The organism is Gilvirhabdus luticola, assembly GCF_040117515.1.
GTDB lineage: Bacteria > Bacteroidota > Bacteroidia > Flavobacteriales > Flavobacteriaceae > Gilvirhabdus > Gilvirhabdus luticola.
In genome coordinates this window covers 97,183-105,329 of the sequence record NZ_JBEEEN010000010.1, presented here as the reverse complement: position 1 = coordinate 105,329, position 8,147 = coordinate 97,183, and the positions used below count along the sequence as shown (strand labels likewise).

Below are 8,147 nucleotides of genomic sequence, written 5' to 3'. Positions count from 1 at the left end.
ACTGGCTTAAGCGATGACTGTGGCAACACGGGTGCTGCTACAGTAATATTCACTGCTACTGATGAATGTGGAAATACATCGACAACTTCAGCTACATTTACTATTCAGGATACAACTGCTCCTTCATTCGTTGAAGCGTTGCCTGCTGACATAACTGTTGAATGTGATGTTGTGCCTGATGCTGAAACATTAACTGCATCTGATAACTGTGGTAATGCTAATGTGACATTCAATGAAGTAAGAACTGATGGATCTTGTCCTTCTAGCTATGTACTAGCAAGAACCTGGACAGCTACTGATGAATGTAATAACACAACTGTACATACTCAAAATGTTACCGTTCAGGATACAACTGCTCCTACATTTGTTGAAGCGTTGCCTGCTGATATAACTGTTGAATGTGATGTTGTACCTGATGCTGAAACATTAACTGCATCTGATAACTGTGGTAATGCTAATGTGACATTCAATGAAGTAAGAACTGATGGATCTTGTCCTTCTAGCTATGTACTAGCAAGAACCTGGACAGCTACTGATGAATGTAATAACACAACTGTACATACTCAAAATGTTACCGTTCAGGATACAACTGCTCCTACATTTGTTGAAGCGTTGCCTGCTGATATAACTGTTGAATGTGATATTGTACCTGATGCTGAAACATTAACTGCATCTGATAACTGTGGTAATGCTAATGTGACATTCAATGAAGTTAGAACTGATGGATCTTGTCCTTCTAGCTATGTACTAGCAAGAACCTGGACAGCTACTGATGAATGTAATAACACAACTGTACATACTCAAAATGTTACCGTTCAGGATACAACTGCTCCTACATTTGTTGAAGCGTTGCCTGCTGATATAACTGTTGAATGTGATATTGTACCTGATGCTGAAACATTAACTGCATCTGATAACTGTGGTAATGCTAATGTGACATTCAATGAAGTTAGAACTGATGGATCTTGTCCTTCTAGCTATGTACTAGCAAGAACCTGGACAGCTACTGATGAATGTAATAATACAACTGTACATACTCAAAATCTTACCGTTCAGGATACAACTGCTCCTGAATTAATAACATCTTTACAAACAGAGCTAAATGTAAGTTGTGCTGATATTCCAGAACCACCAACTCCAGGATTTGCAGACAACTGTTCTGAAAATGTTACTGTAGTCTTTAATGAAATAAGCACTTTTGATGGAACAGAGAACGATTATGAGATTATTAGAGAATGGTCTGTAACAGATGAGTGTGGCAATACATCTGTATTTACACAAACCTTATTTGTAACCATGGATGCCATAGTGACTCAAGTAAGTGATAGTAGATGTATTGATGATGGTGTTATTGATCTAACAGCTTATGTAAGTGGTGATACAGATTCAGGCGAATGGACCGTAGTTTCTGGAGATGCAACTGTAAGTAGCGATGGCATGTTCGATCCTGCAAATGGAGAATTAGGAGATTACATATTTAGCTATTCTGTAATTGAGAATGCATGTATAAGTACTACAGAGATTACTATGAATATAAATGACGAATGTGTTGTATTACCTTGTGGACAAGAAGATGTTGTCATTTCTAAAGCAGTAACACCGAATGGTGATCAATGGAATGAATATTTTGAAATCACAGGAATAGAATTATGTGGATTTGAAATTGATATAAAAATATTCAATCGTTGGGGCGCTTTAATTTATGAATCTCACAATTACCAAAATGATTGGAATGGAACTGCTCACAGTTCGTCATTCGGTAATGCAGATAAAGTCCCAGCTGGTACATATTATTATATTGTTAATTTAAAAAATAGTGGACTGAATCCATTTACTGGACCAATCTACCTAGGAACCAAATAAAACTTTAACCTATGAAACGTTTTAAACATTATATAGTTGCTTTTGCACTATTAAGTTGTACGGTTGGTATTGCGCAACAATTGCCTCAATTTACGCAGTACATGTACAATACCATATCTGTCAACCCAGCCTATGCTGGTAGTAGAGAAGCATTGAGTATAGTTGGTCTACACAGAAGTCAATGGGTTGGCTTTAAAGGTGGTCCAATTACGCAAACGCTTTCAATACATACTCCTCTAAGAAATGATAAGATAGGTTTAGGTCTGTCGTTTATTAATGATGAGCTTGGTTATGAAAATTTCTCATATCTATATGCAGATTTCTCTTATTCCATACAAACCGGTGCAGATACTAAATTAGCATTTGGATTAAAAGCTGGTTTTACGGGATATAGTCTAGATTCACAATTCCGCTTTGCAGAAAGTGATGATCCATATATTTATGGTATAGAAGATAGATGGAATCCAAATATTGGTGCTGGTATTTACTGGCATTCAAATAGATGGTATTTAGGGTTATCGACTCCTAGAATATTAAAAGAGAAAAATAGTGACGATAGTGGATATGAGCCTCTAGAAAGATTAAGTTATTACTTAATTGGTGGTTATGTATTTGATTTAAGCAAGAATGTTAAATTTAAGCCTACATTCTTGGTAAAAGCCACAAATGGTGCTCCATTATCTTATGATCTTACAGCTTGTTTCTTGTTTAATGAAAAATTCTGGTTAGGTGGATCATATAGAATTAACCAATCTACAGGAGCACTTGGAGGATTTGTTGATTTTCAAATCTCTCGTCAATTAAGATTGGGATATGCTTATGAGCATTCTATATCAGATATTTCAGATTATACCAATGGAACCCATGAAGTTCTTTTGATCTATGAGTTTAAATTCCTTAAATCAAAACTAAAATCACCTCGATATTTCTAATTAAAACCGTTACTCATGAAATTAAAAAATTACATATTAGTTTGTATCTTATTGACGGTGAATTTTACAGTATTTGCCCAATATGGAAAGCAAAAAAAAGCAGACACGCTATTTAATAAATTTTCTTTTGTAAAAGCTTCTGAAGTTTACAAAGAACTTATAGAAAATAATTATAACGCAGACTACGCTACTCGAAGACTGGCAGATTGTTATGCTTATTTAAGAGATCCTAAAAATGCAGTTAAGTATTATAAAAAAGCTGTAGAACAGGAAAATGTTCCAATTGAATATTACTATAATTATGCCCAAGCATTACGAGGTGTTGAAGATTACAAAGAATCTCGTGAATGGGTAAGAAGATTTAAAGATTCTGGAGGCGTCATACCTACAAATAAATTCTCTAAAGATGGGGATTTCATTTCAAGTATTTTTAGTGCTAAACAACAATACTTTTTATCAAAAGTAGATTTCAATTCAGAATTTAGTGACTTTGGAGCTTACGAAAAAGACAATAAAGTATACTTTACTTCTTCAAGAGACGAAGGTGTTTCAATAAAACGTCTTTACGGATGGAATGAACAACCTTTCCTTGATGTATATGTTTTTGACAAAACAGTAAAAGAAGCTAATGGTGAAGAAGACGTTACTTTCAAGGATAAAATAAAAGGAGATGTTAATTCTATTTATCATGATGGTCCATTGGTAATCACCAATGATGGTAAAACCATGTATTTTTCTAGAAATAATTTTAACAATAATGTTGAAGGAAAAGATGGTAAAGGTATTACCAATCTTAAAATCTATAAAGCCACTTTTGCTGATAGTACTTGGATAGATGTGGAAGAGCTTCCTTTTAATAGTGATGATTTTTCTACAGGACATCCTGCATTAAATAGTGATGGAAACAAATTATATTTTGCATCAGACAGACCTGAAGGTTTTGGAGGTTCAGATATTTACTATGTAGATATAAATGCTGATGGTTCTTTTGGCGAACCACAAAATCTTGGTGATGTAGTTAATACCAAAGGCAATGAAGTTTTTCCTAACCTAAATAATGAAGAATCTCTTTTCTTTTCTTCCGATGGTCATTTAGGTTTAGGTCTACTGGATGTATTTGGATCAATCAAAGATGCTGATGGTAATATTGTTGATGTTATTAATCTTGGAGTTCCGATCAACTCAAGTAAAGACGATTTTTCATTCTTTATGAAAGAAGATGGACTAACAGGATATTTTGCGTCTAACAGAGCAGGTGGTGTTGGTGATGATGATGTTTATGCATTTAACCGAGTACCTTTATTAAATGTTGAAGGTGTTGTTAGTGATGTTATAAACAATAAGCCTATTCCTAATGCTATTATCACTTTATATGATGGTGATGACAAACAGATTGCATACATGGAAACTGACGAAAATGGTTACTATGAAATCAATATAGATCGAGATTCTGATTATAAAATAGTTGGAAGTCAGAAAAAATACCATGACGATTCCAAGGTATTTACATCCAAAAATATTGAAACCAGTGTAACTACAATTACTGCAGATTTGGTTTTAAGCCCAGTTGAAGATGTTGTTACTTTGGCCGATTTAGGAATCATATATTTTGACTTCGACAAACACAATATTCGTCCTGACGCAGCATTAGAGTTGGATAAGATTGTTAAGCTGATGAACGAAGATTATCCAGGAATGGTGATTCGTATTGAATCTCATACAGATTCTAGAGGTACATTAACATATAATGACAAACTATCAATAGATAGAGCGAATTCTACCTACGAATATTTAATTTCTCAAGGCGTTGATCCAGCTAGAATTACGGCTCATGAAGGATTTGGTGAACGCAGATTGACCAATGGATGTGATGGCAGTGTAAACTGTGAAGAGAACAAACACCAATTAAACAGACGTACCGAATTTATAATTATTCAAATGCAATAATTAAAAATAGATTGTGCTATTAAATAAAAAAGCCGCTAAATAAGCGGCTTTTTTATTTAGTATAAGCATTAGTGCATAATAACTTAAAAAGTTCTTTATTATCCTTTAAAAAGCTTTAGAAACGAATTGTATTCTAAATTTACAATTGATTTATGGTTAAACAAGAAGTTAAAGTAATGCTGATGGAGTTATATTAAATTGACAGAGTTCACATTTAAGGATCAAAAAAAAGCCACTTTAAAAAAGTGGCTGTTTTACCCAAAATTAAATTTAAATAACATTACTGCTATTGCATAAAGTATTCTTTATCTATAAAAATACTCTATATCGTTTAAAGTTTTAATCATATAAAACTTAATTATTTTTTTATGAAAATGTTAGTATAATACCATTTTCCATCGGCATTCTTTTCAGCTGAAATATCAAAATCTGAAAAATTACCTTCAATATTCTGTTTATGTCCTTCACTATTTAACCAAGCATTTACAACAGACTGGGCCGAAGTAAAACCATAGGCTACATTTTCAGATACGGCTTTAGCACCTGTATTTGCAGTCAAAAAGGATTTTCTCTCATAAAAGTTGTCATGAGACACTTGGTTTTGCTCTATCATGTAATCTGTATGATTATAAGCCTGTGATTTAATAATATCCATATTTTTAAGTGGATTTAAACCAACACTTAATCTATGGTCATTAATAAGTTCTAAAATTTCAATTTCAATAGTTTTTGGCGCTGGTACAATCAAGTCTTTTGACGCAAGCTTTTCAACATTTTCATCAACATTATCTGTTGAACAAGAGTAGGTTAAAAAAGCTAATAATACCAATGTAGGTAGTTTGGTTAATAACTTCATGGTTAAGTAAATTTAGATTTGGACTTGTAAATTTAGTAGACCAACCTGAAGTAAATGTTAATGAAATGTTAAAATCGATGAAAAACGTGTCGTTCATCGAAATTAATTACTTCTAATCGATGAACAGCATATCAGGAGTTAAAATATGTGTATTTCGTCTGATTTTTTATGGAGATAATCGATGTATAGCCCAGCTATAATCTTTTTTTAAAGAATACCTAATTCTATCATGAAGTCTATTGGGTCTTCCTTGCCAAAACTCTAACTCAAATGGTTTAACAATATAGCCGCCCCAATAGTTAGGTCTAGAAATTTCCTTTCCTTCATACTCTTTTTCAAGTTCTTTAAGCTTATTATCAAGCACATCTCTGTTTTCTACAATTTCACTTTGGTGAGAAACAAGTGCTCCCAATTGACTACCTCTTGGTCGAGATTCAAAATAACCATCACTTAAATTTTCGGAGATTTTTTCCGCTTTCCCTTTAATTATTATTTGTTGTTCTGCTCCTGACCAAAAAAAAGACAAACACACATTTGGGTTAGCGTTGATGGCATTACCTTTTTCACTATTATAATTAGTATAAAAAATAAAACCTTCGTAGGTGAATTTTTTAAGTAGCACTACTCTACTCTTTGGAATTCCATCCAAACCAATGGTTGATAACGTCATGGCATTGGTTTCATTTTCTGGAAAAAACTTATCCACTTTAAAAAACCATTTTTGAAATAATTCCATTGGGTTTTCTGGGACGTTTTCTAAAAGAAGTTCATCCTTTTCATAAGACTTTCTGTAATTGCTTAAATCTTTTTCCATTGCCAATGCAATTTACAAGAAAAAACTAAAGTTTAAATGTTTTACCGTCTTTTGCTAGTTCAACATTGTTGAAGATTTCTTTCGCTTCAATTTTAAAATCTTCAATATTATCATAACGTGTAGAATAATGCCCTAAAATTAACTTACCAGCATTGGCCTGTTTGGCAATTAGTGCAGCTTGTTTAGCAGTACTATGTTTGGTTGGGTCTGCATACTTTTTATGCTTTTCAAGAAAAGTAGATTCATGATACAAAACATCTACTTCTCTTATTAATGCAACAATTTCTTCATTAAATACAGTATCACTACAAAATGCATAGCTTTTAGGCTTTTTAGGTTTTAAAGTAATTGTTTCATTTTTAATTATTTCTCCATCTTCATTTTCTACATCAAATCCTTGTTTTAGTTTCCTGTAGTATGCAATATTAATATTGGCTTGTTCAACTGCTTCTATATCTAATTTTCTATCCCCTTCTTTTTCTTTAAATAAAAATCCGTTGGTATAGACGCGATGTTTCAAAGGAATTGTATAAACTTGTACTTTATCATCTTCAAAAATGAGTTCTGACGCTTTAGAACTCAATTCATGAAAAATAAGCTTATAATTAGTCCATGAATCTGCTAATTTCATTTGTAATGTGATGACTTCTTTTAGTCCTTTAGGTGCGTAAATATGTAAGTCTGCTTCTCTAGTTAATAACCTAAATGTTGAAATTAGACCAACCAAACCAAAATAATGATCGCCATGAAGATGAGAAATAAAAATATGTTTAATTCTGGAAAACTTTATCTTATTACGTCTTAACTCTACCTGTGTTCCTTCTCCGCAATCAATAAGAAACATATGGTTTTTAATTTCTAAAACCTGCGAAGTAGGGTTTGTATTGGTTCTTGGAGTTGCACTGTAGCAGCCTAAAATTGTTAAATTCATGAAGCATTTTTTTTATAATCTAAAAAATCACTCACTGTAAACTTGCTTTTAAATGTAAAAGCAAAAGGTGTTTCTCCAAATTTATTAATATAATTTAATCTTTCTTTTGCTTCTACTGGTGATGGTATATACCCAACCGGAACAAACCAGAATGCCATGTGTAACATTTTAATTTTACTAAACCAATCTTTACGACGCTTAAATACTTCTATGTGATTTGAATTATAGGTGAAATTGAATAGCGATTCTAAATCTTTCCATACTGACATATTAATTATTAAGGAGGTATCTTCAAAAACTTTAATAGCAGTTGCATTATCCTCTTCTCCTTTTAACCTCCAAATAAAGCCGCTACTTTGATCAGCGAGTTCATTTATCCTGTCTAAATTATTAACAAAACCTTCTATTATTGGGTCATCCAATGGTGCCAGCATTTTAGCAATGTTTACTTGTGCTAAATGGTAATTCATATTAAAATCCTAAATCCCTTTCTATTTCTTCCATTTCAATAATATCATAAGCTTCTTGAAGCGTAGGAACAATAATAAGTTCATCTGGAATTTTATCTTCTTCAATTTGATCTGTTACAATAACAAATGAATGTTTTGATTTTCTATGTTGATTAGAAATCTCTAAAAACTCAATAACATCTGAAGTTGACAAAGTTTTTAAACTGGTAAGGTTAACAATAATATTATCATTTTTATATCTTTGATAAATGATCTGAAGTTTTTTAACAAGTTCAACAATTGATGCTTTCTCTTGAGTTACAAGTGTAATATTATTATTATTATCAATAATCAT

At 32.3% G+C, this 8,147-nt stretch carries 8 protein-coding genes; 3 read left to right on the top strand and 5 right to left on the bottom strand.

Translation table 11 applies throughout. The features are described 5' to 3' along the window. The 3 genes from AAFP94_RS14345 to AAFP94_RS14335 all read left to right on the top strand — a co-directional run. A partial coding sequence (locus AAFP94_RS14345; RefSeq protein WP_409628923.1) for an HYR-like domain-containing protein occupies nucleotides 1-1,863 on the top strand: 1,863 nt, incomplete at its 5' end. A gap of 11 nt (nucleotides 1,864-1,874) precedes the next feature. Then, a complete protein-coding gene (locus AAFP94_RS14340) occupies nucleotides 1,875-2,795 on the top strand; it encodes a PorP/SprF family type IX secretion system membrane protein (RefSeq protein ID WP_316663385.1) in 921 nt (306 codons plus the stop codon). Between the two features lie 15 nt (nucleotides 2,796-2,810). Next, nucleotides 2,811-4,742, top strand: coding sequence for an OmpA family protein (locus tag AAFP94_RS14335; RefSeq protein ID WP_316663387.1), 1,932 nt, complete (start codon nucleotides 2,811-2,813; stop codon nucleotides 4,740-4,742). Between the two features lie 358 nt (nucleotides 4,743-5,100). Here AAFP94_RS14335 and AAFP94_RS14330 read toward each other — a convergent pair whose 3' ends face one another. The 5 genes from AAFP94_RS14330 to AAFP94_RS14310 form a co-directional block, all read right to left on the bottom strand. Beyond that, nucleotides 5,101-5,598 carry a CAP domain-containing protein gene (locus tag AAFP94_RS14330; RefSeq protein WP_316663390.1) on the bottom strand — a complete coding sequence of 166 codons (498 nt, stop codon included), beginning with the start codon at nucleotides 5,596-5,598 and terminating at the stop codon, nucleotides 5,101-5,103. Nucleotides 5,599-5,764: 166 nt separating this feature from the next. Next, nucleotides 5,765-6,412, bottom strand: coding sequence for a pyridoxamine 5'-phosphate oxidase (pdxH, locus tag AAFP94_RS14325; protein WP_316663392.1), 648 nt, complete (start codon nucleotides 6,410-6,412; stop codon nucleotides 5,765-5,767). Nucleotides 6,413-6,437: 25 nt separating this feature from the next. Beyond that, the gene (locus tag AAFP94_RS14320; protein ID WP_316663394.1) at nucleotides 6,438-7,343 is read right to left on the bottom strand and encodes a ribonuclease Z; all 906 of its coding nucleotides are present in this window, start codon (nucleotides 7,341-7,343) and stop codon (nucleotides 6,438-6,440) included. Further along, complete coding sequence (locus tag AAFP94_RS14315; protein ID WP_316663396.1) at nucleotides 7,340-7,813, bottom strand: DUF3291 domain-containing protein; 474 nt, start codon at nucleotides 7,811-7,813, stop codon at nucleotides 7,340-7,342. The genes AAFP94_RS14320 and AAFP94_RS14315 overlap by 4 nt, the downstream gene beginning before the upstream one ends. Nucleotide 7,814: 1 nt before the next feature. Then, nucleotides 7,815-8,147, bottom strand: coding sequence for a ribonuclease Z (locus tag AAFP94_RS14310; protein ID WP_316663398.1), 333 nt, complete (start codon nucleotides 8,145-8,147; stop codon nucleotides 7,815-7,817).

Excerpts from the sequence above, each read along its gene's own strand:
- AAFP94_RS14335 (WP_316663387.1), top strand. The coding sequence starts at position 2,811 with ATGAAATTAAAAAATTACATATTAGTTTGTATCTTATTGACGGTGAAT.
- AAFP94_RS14340 (WP_316663385.1), top strand. The coding sequence starts at position 1,875 with ATGAAACGTTTTAAACATTATATAGTTGCTTTTGCACTATTAAGTTGT.
- AAFP94_RS14315 (WP_316663396.1), bottom strand. The coding sequence starts at position 7,813 with ATGAATTACCATTTAGCACAAGTAAACATTGCTAAAATGCTGGCACCA.
- pdxH (WP_316663392.1), bottom strand. The coding sequence starts at position 6,412 with ATGGAAAAAGATTTAAGCAATTACAGAAAGTCTTATGAAAAGGATGAA.
- AAFP94_RS14330 (WP_316663390.1), bottom strand. The coding sequence starts at position 5,598 with ATGAAGTTATTAACCAAACTACCTACATTGGTATTATTAGCTTTTTTA.
- AAFP94_RS14320 (WP_316663394.1), bottom strand. The coding sequence starts at position 7,343 with ATGAATTTAACAATTTTAGGCTGCTACAGTGCAACTCCAAGAACCAAT.
- AAFP94_RS14310 (WP_316663398.1), bottom strand. The coding sequence starts at position 8,147 with ATGATTATTGATAATAATAATAATATTACACTTGTAACTCAAGAGAAA.